Source organism: Mycobacterium gordonae (assembly GCF_001417955.2).
In the GTDB taxonomy this organism is placed as follows: domain Bacteria; phylum Actinomycetota; class Actinomycetes; order Mycobacteriales; family Mycobacteriaceae; genus Mycobacterium; species Mycobacterium gordonae_B.
The window spans coordinates 1-17,601 of record NZ_LKTM01000353.1; the positions used below are offsets into that span (position 1 = coordinate 1).

At 63.5% G+C, this 17,601-nt stretch carries 11 protein-coding genes, 3 rRNA genes and 1 pseudogene; 7 read left to right on the forward strand and 8 right to left on the reverse strand.

Annotated elements, in window-relative coordinates:
* Positions 1-11: 11 nt before the first annotated feature.
* Positions 12-590: pseudogene (locus tag AO501_RS37455) on the forward strand (PE family protein); the annotation flags it as partial.
* A 98-nt stretch (positions 591-688) separates the two neighbouring features.
* On the opposite strand, the gene AO501_RS27415 reads toward AO501_RS37455, so the two are convergent.
* The gene (locus AO501_RS27415; protein ID WP_055580728.1) at positions 689-1,636 is read right to left on the reverse strand and encodes a tetratricopeptide repeat protein; all 948 of its coding nucleotides are present in this window, start codon (positions 1,634-1,636) and stop codon (positions 689-691) included.
* Between the two features lie 167 nt (positions 1,637-1,803).
* A complete protein-coding gene (locus AO501_RS27420) occupies positions 1,804-2,985 on the reverse strand; it encodes an acetyl-CoA C-acetyltransferase (protein ID WP_055580729.1) in 1,182 nt (393 codons plus the stop codon).
* Between the two features lie 82 nt (positions 2,986-3,067).
* On the opposite strand from AO501_RS27420, the gene mce reads away from it, so the two are divergent.
* Positions 3,068-3,526, forward strand: coding sequence for a methylmalonyl-CoA epimerase (gene mce, locus AO501_RS27425; protein ID WP_055580730.1), 459 nt, complete (start codon positions 3,068-3,070; stop codon positions 3,524-3,526).
* Here mce and AO501_RS36345 read toward each other — a convergent pair.
* Together AO501_RS36345 and nucS are read right to left on the reverse strand one after the other, a co-directional pair.
* A complete protein-coding gene (locus AO501_RS36345) occupies positions 3,523-3,804 on the reverse strand; it encodes a hypothetical protein (protein WP_082658873.1) in 282 nt (93 codons plus the stop codon). The genes mce and AO501_RS36345 overlap by 4 nt on opposite strands.
* A gap of 1 nt (position 3,805) precedes the next feature.
* A complete protein-coding gene (gene nucS / locus AO501_RS27430; protein WP_055580731.1) occupies positions 3,806-4,468 on the reverse strand; it encodes an endonuclease NucS in 663 nt (220 codons plus the stop codon).
* Positions 4,469-4,567: 99 nt separating this feature from the next.
* On the opposite strand from nucS, the gene AO501_RS27435 reads away from it, so the two are divergent.
* The 4 genes from AO501_RS27435 to AO501_RS27450 all read left to right on the forward strand — a co-directional run bounded on the left by AO501_RS27435 (position 4,568) and on the right by AO501_RS27450 (position 10,132).
* Complete coding sequence (locus tag AO501_RS27435; protein ID WP_055580732.1) at positions 4,568-6,211, forward strand: adenylate/guanylate cyclase domain-containing protein; 1,644 nt, start codon at positions 4,568-4,570, stop codon at positions 6,209-6,211.
* A 224-nt stretch (positions 6,212-6,435) separates the two neighbouring features.
* Positions 6,436-8,073 (forward strand): adenylate/guanylate cyclase domain-containing protein, encoded by a 1,638-nt coding sequence (locus tag AO501_RS27440; protein ID WP_055580733.1) that lies wholly within the window; start codon positions 6,436-6,438, stop codon positions 8,071-8,073.
* A gap of 80 nt (positions 8,074-8,153) precedes the next feature.
* Positions 8,154-9,638, forward strand: a complete 1,485-nt coding sequence (locus AO501_RS27445; RefSeq protein WP_055580751.1) for a DNA-3-methyladenine glycosylase 2 family protein — start codon at positions 8,154-8,156, stop codon at positions 9,636-9,638.
* Entirely contained in the window at positions 9,635-10,132 is a 498-nt protein-coding gene (locus tag AO501_RS27450; protein ID WP_055580734.1) for a methylated-DNA--[protein]-cysteine S-methyltransferase, read from the forward strand. Before AO501_RS27445 ends, AO501_RS27450 begins: the two co-directional genes overlap by 4 nt.
* Before the next feature lie 140 nt (positions 10,133-10,272).
* On the opposite strand, the gene rrf is transcribed toward AO501_RS27450, so the two are convergent.
* From rrf to murA, 4 genes are all read right to left on the reverse strand, one after another.
* Positions 10,273-10,386, reverse strand: a 5S ribosomal RNA gene (gene rrf / locus AO501_RS27455).
* An 86-nt stretch (positions 10,387-10,472) separates the two neighbouring features.
* Positions 10,473-13,579: ribosomal RNA gene (locus AO501_RS27460) — 23S ribosomal RNA — on the reverse strand.
* A 273-nt stretch (positions 13,580-13,852) separates the two neighbouring features.
* Positions 13,853-15,382, reverse strand: a 16S ribosomal RNA gene (locus AO501_RS27465).
* Together the 16S, 23S and 5S rRNA genes form the textbook arrangement of a ribosomal RNA operon.
* Before the next feature lie 302 nt (positions 15,383-15,684).
* A complete protein-coding gene (murA, locus tag AO501_RS27470; protein WP_055580735.1) occupies positions 15,685-16,938 on the reverse strand; it encodes a UDP-N-acetylglucosamine 1-carboxyvinyltransferase in 1,254 nt (417 codons plus the stop codon).
* Positions 16,939-17,007: 69 nt separating this feature from the next.
* Here murA and AO501_RS27475 point away from each other — a divergent pair, with 69 nt between their 5' ends.
* On the forward strand, positions 17,008-17,595 hold the full coding sequence (locus tag AO501_RS27475; protein WP_055580736.1) for a cob(I)yrinic acid a,c-diamide adenosyltransferase: 588 nt from the start codon (positions 17,008-17,010) through the stop codon (positions 17,593-17,595).
* The last annotated feature ends 6 nt before the right edge of the window (positions 17,596-17,601 follow it).

The window sequence follows — 17,601 nt, forward strand, 5'->3', positions numbered from 1 at the left end:
CCTAAGCCTGCGGTCGAGCCGGTCCCGCCGGCCAGTTATTCAGTGCCGGCGGCGCCGGCGGCGCGGGCGGCTACGCCGAAAAGACCATCGCCGGTGCCGGGGGTGCAGGCGGCGCCGGCGGGTTGTTCGGCTCGGGCGGCACCGGCGGCACCGGCGGAGCCGCCATTGACACCGGCGCGGTTGGAGGGGTCGGCGGGGCCGGCGGCAACGCCGGCCTCCTCGGCGGTTCGGGAGGGGCAGGCGGTTTCGGCGGGTTTGGTATTACCGCAGGAGGAAACGGCGGAGCGGGCGGCAACGCCGGTCTCCTCTACGGAAGCGGAGGTAGCGGTGGTACTGGCGGGCTCGGCTTTGCCAGCGCCGGAACCGGAGGTCGCGGCGGCAACGCCGGACTGATCGGCGACGCAGGCAACGGCGGGACCGGCGGCGTGAGCATATCCACGACAGGTGGCGCGGGCGGGGCCGGCGGCGACGCCCAAGGAATCGGCAACGGCGGAAACGGCGGAAACGGAGGCCTTGGGGTGACCAAGGGAGCAGGCGGTGCCGGCGGTGCCGGAGGATTCCTCGGGCTGCCAGGCGTCAGCGGCTTATAGCGGCAGTGCCGCCCGCCCGGCACCTCCGCCGAGCAGACGCAAAATCGCCCTGGAACGCATGTTCCGGGGCGATTTTGCGTCTGCTCGCGGGGAACCCGTCAGTACAGCGCGTTGGCGAGGTTGCGACGGCCGGCGACCACCTCAGGGTCGGCCGGGTCGAAGAGTTCGAACAGCTCGATGAGCCGGGTGCGCACCGTGCTGCGGTCATCACCCGATGTCCGGCGCACCAACGCGATCAGACGGTCGAACGCGCCGGTCACATCCTGGTTCATGATCTGGACGTCGGCGGCGGCGAAGGCCGCGTCGATGTCGTCGGGCGCCGCATCGGCCGCTGCGACAGAGTCCGGGGGATGCGCGGTCGCGCGCGTGAGGAACTCGATCTGCCGGATGGCCGCCTTGGCTTCCACACTGCCCGGGTCGGCCGCCAGGACCGCCTCGTAGGACTGCTTTGCCGCCTCGAAGTCACCGGCCTCGAGTTCCTGACGCGCCTGGGCGACCACCGGGTCGACTTCCTCCGGCTGCCCGGAACCCGGTGCGCCTCGGAGCTTGCCGGCGGTGGCGTCGATCAGCGAGTCGATCCAGCGCCGCAACTGATCCGGGGGCTGCGGACCCTGGAAACTTGAAACCGGTTGCGCGGCAGCCAAAGCCACCACGGTTGGAACCGCCTGCACGCCGAAGATCCGGGCTATGCCGGGCGCGGCGTCGACGTTGGCGGCGGCCAGCGCCCAGGTGCCGTTGTCGTCTGCGGCCAGGCCGGCCAGCGTCTCGAGCAGGTCGACGCACACCTCGCTGCGGGGCGACCACAGCAACACCACGACCGGGATCTCGTCGGACCGGTTGATCACCTCGTCCTCGAAATTGGCCTCGGTGACCTGGATGATGCCGGGCCCACCGGAACCGCCCGGGCCACCGGGACCGCCCGGGCCGCCCGGGCCACCGGGGCCGCCGGGGGGCGCACTGGCCTTCTGCTGAGCGCGTTGCTTGAGACCGGACAGGTCGACCGCGCCGGCCAAGGCTGGCCCGATCGAAGGTCGGGGACGAGTCACGACGTCAAGTCTGTCACGCCGTCACACCCTGTTCTCGGCGGCCTCCCGGGCGGACAAACAGTGCGCGGAATTCGGGTTCGAATCCCGGAACCGGACGATATGACCAATCTCACAGTAACCACGACAGTATCTGCCACCGCACCCCGCCAGCAAACTCGCCGGGGCGGCTACCCAGCGCGCAGGATCAGCGCGTCGCCCTGCCCGCCGGCCCCGCACAGCGCGGCGACGCCGTAGCCCGATCCGCGGCGCGCCAGTTCCAATGCCACGTGCAGCGTGATACGTGCTCCCGACATTCCGATGGGGTGCCCGACAGCGATCGCGCCGCCGTTGACGTTGACGATGTCCGGGTTGACTCCGAGCTCCCTGGTGGAGGCCAGAGCCACCGCCGCAAATGCTTCGTTGATCTCGACGACATCGAGTTGGTCCACCGAGATGCCCTCGCGGTCGATCGCCTTCTTGATCGCATTGGCGGGCTGGGACTGCAGCGTGGAATCCGGACCGGCCACCACGCCGTGCGCACCGATCTCGACCAGCCAGGTCAACCCCAGCTCCTGCGCCTTCTCCTTGTTCATCACCACCACCGCGGCGGCGCCGTCGGAGATCTGCGACGCCGAACCCGCCGTGATGGTGCCGTCCTTGCGGAAAGCGGGTCTCAGGCCGGCCAGCGAGTCGGCGGTGGTGTTCGCCCGGATGCCTTCGTCCTCGCTGAACTGGAGCGGATCGCCCTTGCGCTGGGGAATGTCGACCGGGACCACCTCGTCGGCGAACACGCCGTCTTTCCATGCGGCAGCGGCCTTTTGGTGCGATTGCGCGGCGTATTCGTCCTGCTCCTGACGGGTGAACTTGTCCACGTCATTGCGCTGCTCGGTCAGTGCGCCCATCGGCTGATCGGTGAACACGTCGTGCAGGCCGTCGTACGCCATGTGGTCGAGGACCGTGACGTCGCCGTACTTGTAGCCGGCCCGGCTGTCCATCAGCAGGTGCGGCGCCTTGGTCATCGACTCCTGGCCGCCGGCGACCACCACGTCGAACTCGCCCGCACGAATGAGCTGGTCGGCCAGGGCGATGGCATCGATCCCGGACAAACACATCTTGTTGATGGTCAGCGCAGGCACATCCCAGCCGATGCCCGCCCCGACGGCGGACTGGCGGGCCGGCATCTGCCCGGCGCCCGCGGTCAGCACCTGGCCCATGATCACGTACTCGACCAGCGATGCGGGCACGTTTGCCTTCTCCAGCGCGGCCTTGATCGCAATGGCACCGAGGTCGCTGGCGCTGAAGTCCTTGAGTGAACCCATCAGCTTGCCGATGGGCGTCCGAGCCCCAGCAACGATCACCGACGTCGTCATGAAACCTCCTAAACGGCACGGGAACGGCTGAACGGGCCAACCCGGAGAAGCGGATTCTTCCCTATGAGGTTACCGTTATGTAATGACGACCGATCAAGTTGACGCCCGTCCCACTCTGGCTACGTCACTGGTGACAGGACTCGATCACGTCGGCATTGCAGTCGCCGATCTTGATGCTGCGATCGAGTGGTACAACGACCACCTGGGCATGATCCTGGTGCACGAAGAAATCAACGATGACCAGGGCATTCGCGAAGCGATGCTGGCGGTCCCGGGCACCAGCGCTCAGATCCAGCTGATGGCGCCGCTCGACGAGACGTCGGTGATCGCGAAGTTCATCGACAAGCGCGGCCCCGGGATCCAGCAGCTGGCCTGCCGGATCAGGGACTTGGATGCCATGTGTGAGCAGCTGCGCTCGCAGGGCGTGCGTCTTGTCTACGAGAAGCCACGCCGCGGCACGGCGAACTCACGCATCAACTTCATCCACCCCAAGGACGCCGGCGGCGTGCTGATCGAGTTGGTCGAGCCGGCCCACCACTAAGACCATTTTCTGGTCGGCCCGCGGTTAGCGCGGTTGGCCCAGCACGGCGTGTGCCAGTGTCGACGGTCGTCCAGCGCTTCTGCCGCACCGACTCGCCATACCACTACATGCGCAGTGCCGGAACGGATTTCGTGGTCACAGCCGGGGCAGCGATAGGTCTTGACGGCGCGCGCCGCCGGAATCGGGCGCACCTCGTACTCGTAGCCGTCCGCCCCGGTTTCGACCCGATTCGGTAGCCGCAACGGCTGCCGGAAGGGCGGTCTGCGGCGCCGGGCCATCTCAGAACAGCCGGTACTCGTCGCTGTCCATACCCCGCATCTTGTCGTAATCCAGTGTCAGACAACGAATTCCACGATCGGTGGCCAGCGTCCGGGCTTGGGGCTTGATCTGCTGCGCGGCGAAGACACCCTTGACGGGCGCCAAGACGGTGTCGCGGTTGAGCAGCTCCAGATAGCGGGTCAACTGCTCGACGCCGTCGATCTCTCCACGCCGCTTGATCTCCACCGCAACCGAGCCGCCCTTCTCGTCACGGCACAACAGGTCGACCGGTCCGATCGCGGTCATGTACTCCCGGCGGACCAGCGTGTAGCCCTCACCGAGCAGGCCCACGTGCTCGGCGAGCAGAGCCTGCAGGTGCGCCTCGACGCCGTCCTTGACCAGGCCCGGATCCACGCCAAGGTCGTGGCTGGAGTCGTGCTCGACGCCCTCGACCGTGATGCGCAACTGTTCACCGGTCTTGTTCTCGACCACCCACACCGGGCCCGGCTCCTCGGTCAGCCAGCACGGCGGGCTCATCCAATTCAGTGGCTTGTACGCGCGGTCGTCGGCGTGCACGCTGACCGATCCGTCGGCCTTGAACAACAGCAGTCGGCGCGCGGACGGCAGATGCGCGGTGAGACGGCCTACGTAATCAACAGTGCACTGGGCGATGACGAGACGCACCCGACCACCTTAAAACGTGCCCCCGCGATCAGCCGCGAGCCTGGCCACCCCGACGAAATGAGACTAATCCCGAAAACGAAGAACTAGGCTGTCGCCACCATGTCGACCACGCGCACTTTCGAGAAGGGCCCGTCGCTCTGGGGCCGGTTCCTCGAGCGGGTAGCCCCGCGGGGTGAGCGGAGGTCGGCCAAGGAGGCGTATGGCACCTGGTTGCTGGGCCAGGTCACCGAATCTCAGTCCCGCCGGCGCCGGCGCATCAAGCTGATCGCCTGTCTCTACAGCTTGCTGGCGAATCTGACCGGCGTCGGATTTGTCGTGCTGATCCTGCGCCTCGCTTTTCCGGCACCCAACATATACATCGACGGATCCCGTTGGCTGGCTTTCGGATTGGCGCCGATGTGCGCGATGCTCGGCGCTACCCTGTGGATCACCGCACGGATTCTCACCGAATCCAGCCGGTGGGCGGTCGAGGAACATGAGCCCACCACGGCCGACGGACGAAAGACGCTGGTGGCCCCGTTCCGGGTAGCTGTCGTCCATTTCATTCTCTGGAATATCGCGGCCGCGTCGCTGGGTGCGCTCTACGGAACCATCGATCGCGTGTTCTTCTCGATCGTCTATCTGACGGTCGCGATCTGCGGCGCGCTCGTCGCCACCAACAGCTACCTGGCAACGGAGTTCGCGTTACGGCCGTTGGCGGCGCAGGCACTGGAGGCCGGCCGCACGCTGAGACGGTTCAACCCAGGCATGATGACCCGGACGATGAATGTCTGGCTGGTCGGCTCGGGTGTGCCGCTGGCCGGCAACGCTCTGATATCGGTGATGGCGCTGGTGGTCGGGGATCTGACCGAGACCCAGCTGGAAATCGCGGTCCTGATCATCTCGCTGGCCACGCTGGTCTTCGGATACATCGTCATGTGGATCATGTCCTGGCTGACCGTGACTCCCGTCCGAGTGGTGCGCGCGGCGCTCAAACGCGTCGAGGAGGGCGACCTGGACGGGGAGCTGGTCGTCTTCGACGCAACCGAGATCGGGGAACTGCAGCGAGGTTTCAACGCCATGGTCGACGGGCTGCGCGAGCGCGAGCGGATCCGCGACCTGTTCGGCAGACATGTCGGCCGCGAAGTCGCCGCCGCCGCGGAACGTGAGCGACCCAAACTCGGCGGCGAAGAACGCCACGTCGCCGTGGTCTTCATCGACATCGTCGGGTCCACCAAGTTGGTCCGCAGCCGGCCACCGGCGGAAGTCGTCGATGTGCTCAACAAATTCTTCACGATCGTCGTCGAGGAGGTGGACTGCCGCCACGGACTGGTCAACAAGTTCGAGGGCGACGCGTCGCTGGCGATCTTCGGGGCCCCGAATCATCTGGATTGCCCCGAAGACGCCGCCCTGGCCACCGCACGGGCGATCGCCCATCGGATGGCCGCCGAGATGTCCGAGTGCCACGCCGGCATCGGCGTGGCCGCCGGAACCGTCGTGGCCGGCAACGTGGGCGCCAAGGAAAGATTTGAATACACCGTGATCGGGGAGCCCGTCAACGAGGCGGCTCGACTGTGCGAGCTGGCGAAATCCCACGATGACAGGCTGCTGGCGAGCTTCGAAATGCTGCACAGCGCAAGCGAAGACGAGTGCGCTTTATGGGCGCCCGTCGGAACGGTGACCCTTCGTGGCCACGACCAGCCAACGCAACTGGCGCATCTCCTTCACCCGGACCCGGCCGAAAACCGTGTCTCGCGAATTTAGCTGACGCCATCGCGCTGATCATCAGCTTCGCTTCCCCTGACCCCAACGTTTGCGGGGACGAGCCCCTCGGCTGGCTCACCTCCGCTGCGTCGCGCGCAGTCGGATCGCCCCGGCGGCCCCTCGCTCACGTACCGAGATGTCCGGTCGGCGACCCGGATGACCAGGCCCGCGGGGCATACCCGACGTCATCCGGATCGCCTCGCAAGAATTAGGCTGACGCCACCATGTCTCCCAATACGGCCCCCAAGAAGAGCGTCGCGCAGCGTCTGGGCCGGGTCCTGGAGAAGGTGACCCGACAGAGCGGTCGGCTGCCGGACACGCCCGCGTACGGCTCCTGGTTGCTCGGGCGGGTCTCCGAAGACCAGCACCGCCGGCGGGTCCGCATCCAGGTCATCATGACCGTCCTCATCGTGGCCGCGAACCTGATCGGTATCGCCGTCGCCGTTCTGCTGGTGACGGTTGCGGTACCGGTGCCCAGCGTGTTCGACGACGCCCCGCTGTGGGTGTCCGTCATTGCGGTCCCCGCCTACATCGTCGCGGCGCTGGTCGTCGGCGCCTACACGATCACCCGCGGCACCGTCGAAGCGCTGCGCTGGGCAATCGAGGAACGTAAGCCGACCGACAGGGACGAGCGCAACACGTTCATGGCGCCGTGGCGTGTCGCGGTCGGCCACCTCATCCTGTGGGGAATCGGGACGGTATTGACGACCGTCCTCTACGGCATGGCGAACACCATGTTCATCCCCCGGTTCCTGGTCGCGGTGAGCTTCTGCGGCCTGTTGGTCTCCACCGGCAGTTACCTGCTCACCGAGTTCGCCCTGCGACCCGTGGCCGCCCAGGCGCTGGAGGCCGGGCCACCGCCGCGGCGACTGGCGCCGGGCATCATGGGGCGAACCATGATGGTGTGGCTGCTCGGTTCGGGGGTCCCGGTGGTGGGCATCGGCCTGATGGCCTTCTTCGAGATGACGCTGAAGAACCTGACTCAGACCCAGTTCGCGGTCGGGGTGCTGATCATCTCGGCGGCGACGCTGATCTTCGGGTTCATCTTGTTGTGGATCTTCGCCTGGTTGACCGCGACGCCGGTGCGGGTGGTGCGCGCGGCGCTCAAGCGGGTGGAGCAGGGCGACCTGCGCGGTGACCTGGTCGTGTTCGACGGAACCGAGCTCGGGGAACTGCAACGGGGTTTCAACGCCATGGTCGACGGCCTGCGCGAGCGCGAGCGCGTCCGAGACCTGTTCGGCCGGCATGTGGGGCGTGACGTGGCACTCGCGGCCGAACGCGAGCGACCCAAGCTCGGCGGCGAGGAACGCCACGTCGCCGTAGTCTTCATCGACATCGTCGGTTCGACGAAGCTGGTGACCAGCTGGCCCCCGGTGGAGGTCGTTGATCTGCTCAACCAGTTCTTCACGATCGTCGTCGAGGAAGTCGACCGTCACCACGGACTGGTCAACAAATTCGAAGGAGACGCGTCGCTGGCCATCTTCGGTGCTCCCAACCACCTGGACTCGCCCGAAGACGAGGCCTTGGCCTGCGCGCGTGCCATCGCCGACCGACTGGCCGACGAGATGACCGAACTTCAGGCCGGCATCGGGGTCGCGGCCGGCACCGTCGTCGCCGGAAATGTGGGCGCGAAAGAGAGATTCGAGTACACGGTGATCGGCGAGCCGGTCAACGAGGCGGCCCGATTGTGCGAACTGGCCAAGTCGCGACCCGGGAAACTACTGACCACCGAGCAGACCCTGGAAGGCGCAGGCGAGGCCGAGCGCGCCCGGTGGACAGTGGGCAAGAGTGTCAAACTCCGCGGGCATGATCAGCGCACGAAGCTGGCCTCTCCGGTGGAGCCGGCCACACCACGCAAGTAGTCCAGGCCGCCTAGACGACGTCGACATTGATGTCGGTTTTCCGCCAGTCTTGTCGCCGCGGGGGTGTAACTGTGGAAAGCGTGCACGAGGATTTCGAACGCTGTTACCGAGCCGTCCAGGCCAAGGACGCCCGGTTCGACGGCTGGTTCGTGATCGCGGTCCTGACCACGCGGATCTATTGTCGGCCGAGTTGCCCGGTGCGACCGCCGTTTGCCCGCAACGTGCGATTCCTCCCGACGGCCGCGGCAGCCCAGCGTGCGGGCTTCCGGGCCTGCAAGCGGTGCCGCCCTGACGCCTCTGCGGGTTCGCCGGAGTGGAATGTGCGTGGTGATGTCGTCGCGCGGGCCATGCGCCTGATCGCCGACGGCACGGTGGACCGCGAAGGGGTGACGGGGCTGGCCGGCCACCTCGGCTACACCACCCGCCAGTTGGAGAGGCTGCTGCAGGCGGAGGTCGGCGCGGGTCCGCTGGCGCTGGCCCGAGCGCAGCGGATGCAGGCCGCCAGGGTGCTGATCGAGACCACCGACCTGCCGTTCGGCGACGTGGCTTTCGCCGCCGGGTTCTCCAGCATCCGGCAGTTCAACGACACCGTTCGGCTGGTGTGCGACAGCACCCCGTCGCTGCTGCGCAAGCGCGCTGCCGCGCGATTCGGTTCTGCCACGTCCGCCGGGGCGCTGTCGCTGCGGTTGCCGGTTCGCACCCCGTTCGCGTACGAGGGAGTTTTCGGCCATCTGGCCGCCACCGCCGTACCGGGCTGCGAGGAGGTCCGCGATGGCGCCTACCGGCGCACATTGCGCCTCGCCTGGGGCAACGGCCTGGTCTCTCTGACCCCGGCGCCGGACCACGTGCGGTGTGTGCTGGTGCTGGACGACTTCCGGGACCTCGCGGCCGCGACCGCCCGGTGCCGACGTCTGCTGGATCTGGACGCAGATCCTGAAGCGGTGGTCGAAGCGCTTAGTGCCGACCCGGAACTAGAACCCGTCGTCACCAAGGCACCCGGTCAGCGCATCCCGCGGACGGTCGATGAAGCCGAACTCGCCGTGCGGGCGGTGCTCGGGCAGCAGGTCTCGACCAAGGCCGCGCGCACCCACGCCGGCCGGCTGGTCGCGGCGTACGGGCGGCCAATGCAAGACGGCGCCGGCACCCTGACCCATACCTTTCCGTCGGTCGACGAACTCGCCGAGATCGACCCGGTCCACCTCGCGGTGCCCAAGTCGCGACAGCGGACGCTGAGCAGGCTGATCGGGGCCCTCGCGGACGGCAGTATCACCCTGGACGCCGGATGCGACTGGGCGCGGGCGCGGCGGCAACTGCTCGAATTGCCGGGAATCGGTCCGTGGACCGCGGAAGTGATCGCGATGCGCGGTCTGGGCGATCCGGACGCATTTCCGGCCACCGACCTCGGACTGAAGCTCGCCGCCGAGCAGCTGGGGTTGCCGACGCACGAGCGGACGCTGGTGGAGCACAGCGCTCGCTGGCGCCCCTGGCGGTCCTACGTCACCCAGCATCTCTGGGCCACGCTCGATCATTCGGTGAACCAATGGCCACCCAAGGAGGTCGCATGATCAACTACCGCACCATCGACAGCCCGATCGGGCCACTGACGCTGGCCGGACGCGACGGCACGCTGACAAATCTGCGGATGGTCGACCAGACTTATGAACCGAGTCGCGCAGACTGGACACCGGACGAGGGCGGGTTCCCCGAGGTGGTACGCCAACTCGACGCCTATTTCGCGGGAGAGCTGTGCGATTTCGACGTGCAACTGGATCTGCGCGGCACGGAATTCCAAAAGCGGGTGTGGGAAGCGCTGCTGACCATTCCGTACGGTGAGACCCGTTCCTACGGACAGATCGCCGAGCAGATCGGCGCGCCTGGCGCTGCGCGGGCCGTCGGTTTGGCCAATGGGCACAATCCCATCGCCATTATCGTGCCCTGCCATCGCGTCATCGGGGCGGCCGGCAAGTTGACCGGATATGGCGGCGGGCTCGATCGCAAACAAACGCTGCTCTCGTTGGAGAAGCGGCGGGCGCCGGCAGATCTGACATTGTTCGACTAAACCGGCGCGAGCAGACGCAAAATCGCCCTTTCGAACGCGAATTCGCGCGATTTTACGTCTGCTCGCCGAGAACCGGCCGAGAACCGTGAGCCCCCGGAATGCAAAAACACCCCCAAATTAATGGGGGTGTTTTTGTGTATGTTCGGCGGTGTCCTACTTTTCCACCCGAAGAGGGCAGTATCATCGGCGCTGACAGGCTTAGCTTCCGGGTTCGGGATGGGACCGGGCGTTTCCCTGTCGCTGTGGCCGCCGTAACTCTATTTAAATTTGTGTTTGGTGGCGGGGTGCGGTGTTACTCGACCTTGCGGTCGAGGAACGAATAGTGGTTGCGATTGGTTGTGTTGGTAAGTTTTCGGCCGGTTAGTGCCAGTTCCCTGCACCCATTACTGAGCTTCCAGGTCTGGCCTATCAATCCAGTGTTCTGCTGGGGGCCTTATCCCTCCTAGAGGGTGAGAAACCTGATCTTGGAGAAGGTTTCCCGCTTAGATGCTTTCAGCGGTTATCCTGTCCGAACGTAGCTATCCAGCAGTGCCCCTGGTGGGACAACTGGTGCACTAGAGGTTCGTCCGTCCCGGTCCTCTCGTACTAGGGACAGGTTTCCTCAAGTTTCTGACGCGCGCGGCGGATAGAGACCGAACTGTCTCACGACGTTCTAAACCCAGCTCGCGTGCCGCTTTAATGGGCGAACAGCCCAACCCTTGGGACCTGCTCCAGCCCCAGGATGCGACGAGCCGACATCGAGGTGCCAAACCATCCCGTCGATATGGACTCTTGGGGAAGATCAGCCTGTTATCCCCGGGGTACCTTTTATCCGTTGAGCGACACCCCTTCCACTCAGAGGTGCCGGATCACTAATCCCGACTTTCGTCCCTGCTTGACTTGTAAGTCTCGCAGTCAAGCTCCCTTGTGCATTTACACTCAACACCTGATTGCCGTCCAGGTTGAGGGAACCTTTGGGCGCCTCCGCTACATTTTAGGAGGCAACCGCCCCAGTTAAACTACCCACCAGGCACTGTCCGTGAACCGGATATACGGTTCGACGTTAGGTGTCCAATACGATCAGAGTGGTATTTCAACAACGACTCCACCTCAACTAGCGTCGAAGCTTCACAGTCTCCCACCTATCCTACACAAACCGTACCGAACAACAATACCAAGCTATAGTGAAGGTCCCGGGGTCTTTTCGTCCTGCCGCGCGTAACGAGCATCTTTACTCGTAGTGCAATTTCGCCGAGTCTATGGTTGAGACAGTTGAGAAGTCGTTACGCCATTCGTGCAGGTCGGAACTTACCCGACAAGGAATTTCGCTACCTTAGGATGGTTATAGTTACCACCGCCGTTTACTGGGGCTTAAATTCTCCGCTTCACCCTTACGAGTTAACGGGTCCTCTTAACCTTCCAGCACCGGGCAGGCGTCAGTCCGTATACATCGTCTTGCGACTTCGCACGGACCTGTGTTTTTAGTAAACAGTCGCTTCTCACTGGTTTCTGCGACCGGCTTCCGCTCCCACCGAAAAGGTGTTCACGATGTGCCGGCCCCCCTTCTCCCGAAGTTACGGGGGTATTTTGCCGAGTTCCTTAACCATAGTTATCTCGTACGCCTTGGTATTCTCTACCTGACCACCTGTGTTGGTTTGGGGTACGGGCCGTGTGTGAACTCGCTAGAGGCTTTTCTTGGCAGCAGAGGATCACCGAATTCGCCTCAATCGGCTATGCGTCACCTCTCAGGATTAATGAGCGACGGATTTGCCTATCGCTCTCCCTACGGGCTTGCCCCAGTATTACCACTGACTGGTACGGCTACCTTCCTGCGTCACCCCGTCGCTTGACTACTACCAACTGGGGTCCCACGCAGCCGGTCACCGTCGCACCCCGAAGGGATTGATCAGCGACCATTTGGGTGGTTAGCACAATTGATTCATCACGGGCGCGCACACACGGGTACGGGAATATCAACCCGTTGTCCATCGACTACGCCTGTCGGCCTCGCCTTAGGTCCCGACTCACCCTGGGCGGACTGGCCTGGCCCAGGAACCCTTGGTCTTTCGGCGGGCAAGGTTCTCACTTGCCTATTCGCTACTCATGCCTGCATTCTCACTCCCCCATCCTCCACCTACGGTTACCCGACGGCTTCGCTGAATGAGGGACGCTCCCCTACCCACACCTACTTACGTAGATGTGCCGCGGCTTCGGCGGTGTGCTTGAGCCCCGCTACATTATCGGCGCACAATCACTTGACCAGTGAGCTATTACGCACTCTTTCAAGGGTGGCTGCTTCTAAGCCAACCTCCTGGTTGTCTCTGCGACTGCACATCCTTTTCCACTTAGCACACGCTTTGGGGCCTTAGCCGGCGATCTGGGCTGTTTCCCTTTCGACGTACGGAGCTTATCCCCCGCCGTCTCACTGCCACGCTTGACACCACGGCATTCGGAGTTTGGCTGACGTCAGTAACCTAGTAGGGCCCATCGGCCATCCAGTAGCTCTACCTCCGTGGTGAACCACGCAACGCTGCACCTAAATGCATTTCGGGGAGAACCAGCTATCACGGAGTTTGATTGGCCTTTCACCCCTACCCACAGCTCATCCCCTCAGTCTTCAACCTAAGTGGGTTCGGGCCTCCACGCGGTCTTACCCGCGCTTCACCCTGGCCATGGGTAGATCACTCCGCTTCGGGTCCAGAACATGCCACTACACCCTTACGGGATACGCCCTATTCAGACTCGCTTTCGCTGCGGCTACCCCACACGGGTTAACCTCGCGACATGTCCCTGACTCGCAGGCTCATTCTTCAAAAGGCACGCCATCACCCCACGAGGAGGCTCTGACGGATTGTAGGCGCACGGTTTCAGGTACTCTTTCACTCCCCTCCCGGGGTACTTTTCACCATTCCCTCACGGTACTAATCCGCTATCGGTCATCGAGAAGTATTTAGGCTTACCGGGTGGTCCCGGCAGATTCACAGCAAATTCCACGGGCTCGCTGCTACTCGGGAGATTGATCAAGGCAGGTGTCGAGTTTTCGCGTACCGGGCTCTCACCGTCTGCGGCAGACCGTCCCAGGCCACTTCCGCTAACTACGACACTTTTTTACTGCCTCCCAGCCAGGTAGAGCTGAGAAGATCATTCCCACAACCCCGCACACACAACCCCTACCCGGTATCACATGCATGCGGTTTAGCCTTTTCCGCGTTCGCTCGCCACTACTAGCGGAATCACAATTGTTTTCTCTTCCTACGGGTACTGAGATGTTTCACTTCCCCGCGTTACCTCCCGCACCCTATATATTCAGGTACGGGTAACACGACATCACTCGTGCTGGGTTTCCCCATTCGGAAATCCTCGGATCAACGCTCGGTTGACAGCTCCCCGAGGCATATCGCAGCCTCCCACGTCCTTCATCGGCTCTCGATGCCAAGGCATCCACCATGCGCCCTTAGACACTTACAAACACTACAAAAACCAAAGAATAAAATTGCACAAAAAGAACACGTTGCCGCGGACGACAACGCATACATTTTGATGCTCGCAACCACTATCCAATTCTCAAACACCACACCCCACCACCAAGATGGGGGGACAGCACCCGAGGGTGTTGCCTCAGGACCCAATAGTGTGTCTGGCTTTGCTTGTTGTCGTGCACCCGGTCTTCGTCCACGACAGACGATGACCCCTCACGGCTCGCACCCCACCAATTGGAGTGCTCTTCGTGGTGCTCCTTAGAAAGGAGGTGATCCAGCCGCACCTTCCGGTACGGCTACCTTGTTACGACTTCGTCCCAATCGCCGATCCCACCTTCGACAGCTCCCTCCCAAAGGGTTAGGCCACTGGCTTCGGGTGTTACCGACTTTCATGACGTGACGGGCGGTGTGTACAAGGCCCGGGAACGTATTCACCGCAGCGTTGCTGATCTGCGATTACTAGCGACTCCGACTTCACGGGGTCGAGTTGCAGACCCCGATCCGAACTGAGACCGGCTTTAAAAGGATTCGCTTAACCTCGCGGCATCGCAGCCCTTTGTACCGGCCATTGTAGCATGTGTGAAGCCCTGGACATAAGGGGCATGATGACTTGACGTCATCCCCACCTTCCTCCGAGTTGACCCCGGCAGTCTCTCACGAGTCCCCGGCATTACCCGCTGGCAACATGAGACAAGGGTTGCGCTCGTTGCGGGACTTAACCCAACATCTCACGACACGAGCTGACGACAGCCATGCACCACCTGCACACAGGCCACAAGGGAACCGACATCTCTGCCGGCGTCCTGTGCATGTCAAACCCAGGTAAGGTTCTTCGCGTTGCATCGAATTAATCCACATGCTCCGCCGCTTGTGCGGGCCCCCGTCAATTTCTTTGAGTTTTAGCCTTGCGGCCGTACTCCCCAGGCGGGGTACTTAATGCGTTAGCTACGGCACGGATCCCAAGGAAGGAAACCCACACCTAGTACCCACCGTTTACGGCGTGGACTACCAGGGTATCTAATCCTGTTCGCTCCCCACGCTTTCGCTCCTCAGCGTCAGTTACTGCCCAGAGACCCGCCTTCGCCACCGGTGTTCCTCCTGATATCTGCGCATTCCACCGCTACACCAGGAATTCCAGTCTCCCCTGCAGTACTCAAGTCTGCCCGTATCGCCCGCACGCTCACAGTTAAGCCGTGAGATTTCACGAACAACGCGACAAACCACCTACGAGCTCTTTACGCCCAGTAATTCCGGACAACGCTCGCACCCTACGTATTACCGCGGCTGCTGGCACGTAGTTGGCCGGTGCTTCTTCTCCACCTACCGTCAGCCCGAGAACACCCGGACCTTCGTCGATGGTGAAAGAGGTTTACAACCCGAAGGCCGTCATCCCCCACGCGGCGTCGCTGCATCAGGCTTTCGCCCATTGTGCAATATTCCCCACTGCTGCCTCCCGTAGGAGTCTGGGCCGTATCTCAGTCCCAGTGTGGCCGGACACCCTCTCAGGCCGGCTACCCGTCGTCGCCTTGGTGGGCCATCACCCCACCAACAAGCTGATAGGCCGCGGGCCCATCCCACACCGCAAAAGCTTTCCACCACAGGACATGTGTTCTGTGGTCCTATTCGGTATTAGACCCAGTTTCCCAGGCTTATCCCGATGTGCAGGGCAGATTACCCACGTGTTACTCACCCGTTCGCCACTCGTGTACCCCGAAGGGCCTTACCGTTCGACTTGCATGTGTTAAGCACGCCGCCAGCGTTCGTCCTGAGCCAGAATCAAACTCTCCAAACAAAAACCCCTCGCTAACGAGGTGAATTCACTATCAGAGATAATCTGATCTAACAAAAAGACACCAAAACTGGCATCAATGATTGCGACTACACCCACACACGGGGAGTGCTAGGTGCAGTCAAAAAACAACAACAAAACAATTCACCAAACACACTATTGAGTTCTCAAACAACACTTTTCGCTCTGTCTTCGCCCGTTTCGGGGCAACCCTGCCAGCTTAATACAGATCCGGCAGGAGAGTCAAGCCCTGGTTTCGATCAACTTCTTTGGGGAGGTGATCGCGCCGATCGGGCGTGACTCGGCTACTGTACCCGCTCGATCTCCGCTCCCAAAATCGCCAGGTTCTCAACGAACAACGGATAGCCCCGATCGATGTGAAAAACGTCGTGGACCTCGGTGTCTCCGTCTGCGACGAGACCCGCGAGGACAAGGCCGGCGCCGGCCCGGATGTCCGAACACCACACCGGCGCGCTCGACAACTGGGGCAACCCGCGCACCACAGCGTGGTGTCCGTCGGTGCGGGCGTCCGCACCCAGCCGGATCATCTCCTCGACGAACCGGAAACGTGCTTCGAACACGTTCTCGGTGATCATCGAGGTGCCGTCGGCGATCGAGGCCAGCGCAATCGCCATGGGCTGCAAGTCAGTTGGGAATCCTGGGAACGGCAATGTCGCGACATTGACCGCTTTCGGACGCTCGTACTGCACCACCCGGAAGCTGTCGTCGGTCTGGGTGACGGTCGAACCCGCGTCATGAAGCTTGTGCAGCACCAACTGCAGATGCGAGGGATCTATTCCCGTCACGGTGATATCGCCGCGGGTCATCGCCGCGGCGATACCCCAGGTCGCGGCCACGATTCGGTCCCCGATCACGCGATGCTCGGTCGGGTGCAGCCGCGGGACGCCGGTGATCGTCATGGTCGGCGAGCCGGCGCCCTCGATCTGGGCGCCCATCTGGTTCAACATCGTGCAGAGGTCGACCACGTCGGGTTCGCGCGCCGCGTTGTGAATGATCGTGACGCCTTCGGCGACCACCGCGGCCATCAGAATGTTCTCGGTGGCCCCCACCGAGGGAAATTCCAGTTGAATCTCGGCTCCGCGCAATGTCTCCGCCTCGGCAACCACGCAACCGTGCTCGATATTGCACTGCGCGCCCAGCTGCCGCAGCCCCGCCTGATGCATGTCCAGGGGCCGGGATCCGATCGCATCGCCGCCGGGCAGCGCCACCCTGGCCTTCTTGCACCGGCCGACCAGCGGCCCGAGCACACAGACCGAAGCCCGAAACTGCCGCACGGCCGCGAAGTCGGCGTCGTACTTGGGTTCGTCCGGGGAGGTGATGCGGGCGACGTCGCCGTCGAGTTCGACGGTGGCGCCCAGGCCTCGCAGCACCTCGGCCATCAGCGGGACGTCCAGAATGTCGGGACAGTTCGTGATGGTGCTGGTGCCTTCGGCCAGCAGCGTCGCGGCCATGAGCTTCAGCACGCTGTTCTTGGCGCCCCCAACAGCGACTTCGCCTGACAACCGGTTGCCACCAGTCACCACGAATCGCTCTGCCACCCGGGTCAGTCTAGTGAAGCGATATCGCCTTGTCAGTCAGCCGACCCGGCCCCAGGTACCGTTTTGCCCATGGCAGTCCATCTGACCCGCATATATACCCGCACGGGTGACGACGGTACGACGGGATTGAGCGATTTCTCACGAGTGGCCAAGACCGACCCGCGGCTGGTCGCCTACGCGGATTGCGACGAGGCCAACTCGGCGATCGGGGTCGCGGTCGCACTGGGCGCTCCTGAGGAGCGGGTCGCGGGGGTGTTGCGGCAGATCCAGAACGACCTGTTCGACGCCGGCGCCGACCTGTCGACGCCGTTGGTAGAGAACCCGGAACATCCCCCGCTGCGGATCACCCAGGCCTACATCGACCGGCTCGAGGGCTGGTGCGACACCTACAACGAAGGCCTGCCGGCGTTGAATTCCTTTATCCTGCCGGGTGGTTCGCCGTTGTCGGCGTTGTTGCACGTGGCCCGTACCGTGGTGCGGCGGGCTGAGCGGGCGGCGTGGGCCGCCGTCGAGGCGCACCCCGACGACATGAGTGTGTTGCCCGCGAAATACCTCAATCGGCTTTCGGACCTGCTGTTCATCCTGTCGCGGGTGGCCAACCCCGGCGGCGACGTGCTGTGGCGCCCGGGTGGCGGCGCCAAGGGTGGCGAGAAGTGAGTCGCC